The 2283-nt window shown below is 70.9% G+C and carries 1 protein-coding gene; it reads left to right on the top strand.

What is annotated here, in order from left to right:
- Positions 1–59: 59 nt before the first annotated feature.
- Positions 60–2283, top strand: a 2224-nt coding sequence (locus ABD323_RS40495; RefSeq protein WP_344447115.1) for a condensation domain-containing protein, incomplete at its 3' end; no start/stop codon positions are given.

Below are 2283 nucleotides of genomic sequence, written 5' to 3'. Positions count from 1 at the left end.
CGGGTGCGGGTCTGGCGCGTGGCTATGTGAAGCGTGCGGGTCTGACGGCGGAGCGTTTCGTGGCGGACCCCTTCGGTGTGGGCGGCGGTCGGTTGTACCGCACGGGTGACCGCGCGAAGTGGACGGCGGAGGGTCAGGTGGTGTTCCTGGGCCGTGCCGACGACCAGGTGAAGGTCCGTGGCTACCGCATCGAGACGGGCGAGGTGCAGACCGCACTGCTGACGCACCCCGAGGTGGCGCAGGCGGCGGTCGTCGCCCGTGAGGACACCCCGGGTGACGTTCGCTTGATCGCCTACGTCGTCGCCGATGACGACGGTGAGGTGGCGCCGGCGGAACTCGCGGCGTCTGTGCGCAAGTTCGCCGGGCAGCGGTTGCCCGAGCACATGGTCCCGGCCGTCGTCGTCGTGCTGGAGGCGCTGCCGCTGACCGGCAACGGGAAGCTCGACCGCAAGGCCCTGCCCGCTCCCGACTACGCCGCCGGCGCGGCCGCAGGAAGCCGCGGACCGGCGAACGCACGCGAGGAACTGCTCTGTGCCGCCTTCGCCGAGGTGCTGAACGTGGAGAGCGTCGGGGTCGACGACGACTTCTTCGCCCTGGGCGGGCACTCGCTGCTGGCGGTGTCGCTGGTGGAGCGGCTGCGCGTTCAGGGAGTGTCACTGTCGGTCCGGGCGCTGTTCGAGACCCCGACCGTGGCCAGCCTCGCCGTGGCCGCCGCGCCCGAGCAGGTGGTGGTGCCGGCGAACGCGATTCCGGCGGGCGCGCAGCACATCACTCCCGAGATGCTGCCGCTGGTGGAACTCTCCGCCGAGGAGGTCGAGCACGTCGTCGCCCAGGTGCCGGGCGGCGCGCCCAACGTCGCCGACATCTACCCGCTCGCGCCGCTTCAGGAGGGCATCCTCTTCCACCACCTGATGGGATCCGACACCGGCCAGGACACCTACGTGCTGCCGGTGGTCCTGGAGTTCGACTCGCGAACCCGCCTGGACGCGTTCACGAAGGCTCTGCAGCAGGTGGTGGACCGGCACGACATCTACCGCACCTCGGTGGTCTGGGAGGGCCTGCGCGAGCCGGTCCAGGTGGTCTGGCGTCACGCCGAACTGCCGGTCCGGGAAGTGGTGCTGGACGCGTCCGCCGTGGACCCGGTGGCCGAGTTGGTGACGGTCGGCGGTGTGTCGATGGACATCGGCCGCGCTCCGATGCTGGGCCTGCACGTCGCGCAGCGCCCGGGGTCGGACACGTGGTTGGGCCTCCTGCGGATCCATCTGCTGGTGCGTGACCACACGGCGCTGGCGGTGCTGCTCTCGGAGGTCAGGGAGATCACCGGCGGCCGGGGGGCGGAACTCCCCGCCGGGCTGCCGTTCCGGAACTTCGTGGCGCAGGCCCGAGGCGGGGTCGACAGGACCGAGCACGAGCGGTACTTCGCCCAGTTGCTGGGCGATGTGACCGAGTCGACGACGCCCTTCGGAGCGGAGGATGCGCGCGGCGACGGGATGGACACGGTACGCGCGTTCTCCGAGCTGCCGGAGCCGGTGGTCAAGCGACTGCGGGAGGCCGCGCGCCGGCTGGGGGTCAGCCTGGCGACGCTGTCGCACGTCGCCTGGGCGCGAGTGCTGTCCGCGGTGAGCGGCCGTGCTGATGTGGTGTTCGGAACCGTGCTGTTCGGCCGGATGAACGCGGGTGCGGGCGCGGACCGGGTGATGGGCCCGTTCATCAACACGCTGCCGGTGCGCGTCCGGGTGGACCGGCTGGGTGCGGCGGAGGCGGTCTCCGCGATGCGGGGTCAGCTGGCCGCGCTGCTCGACCACGAACACGCGCCCCTGACGGTCGCCCAGCAGGCCAGCGGCGTGCCCGTCGGAATGCCGCTGTTCACCTCGATCTTCAACTTCCGGCACAGCCAGGCCGCCGGACGGGAGACCGGCAGCGTTCTCGACGGCGTCGAGCTGGTCTTCAGCCGGGAGCTCACCAACTACCCGCTCAACGTGGCGGTTGACGAGTCGGAGACCGGCATCGCGGTGGTGGTCGATGCGGTGCCGCCGGTGGATCCGCAGGCGGTGTCCGCCCTGTTGCGTACCGCGTTCGAGAACCTGGTGACGGAGTTGGAGTCGTCGCTGGACGGTGGCCCGGATCTTCCGCTGAGTGCGGTTGATGTGCTGGGCGACGATGAGCGTCGTCGGATTCTCGTTGGGTGGAATGACACCGGTGTTGAGGTGTCCGGAGTGACGTTGCCCGGGTTGTTCGAGGCTCAGGTGGCGCGGACGCCGGATGCGGTGGCGGTGGTGTCCG

Source organism: Kitasatospora nipponensis (assembly GCF_039528135.1).
In the GTDB taxonomy this organism is placed as follows: domain Bacteria; phylum Actinomycetota; class Actinomycetes; order Streptomycetales; family Streptomycetaceae; genus Kitasatospora; species Kitasatospora nipponensis.
The sequence above is the reverse complement of the archived record's forward strand: the minus strand, read 5'-3'. Positions and strand labels throughout refer to the sequence as shown.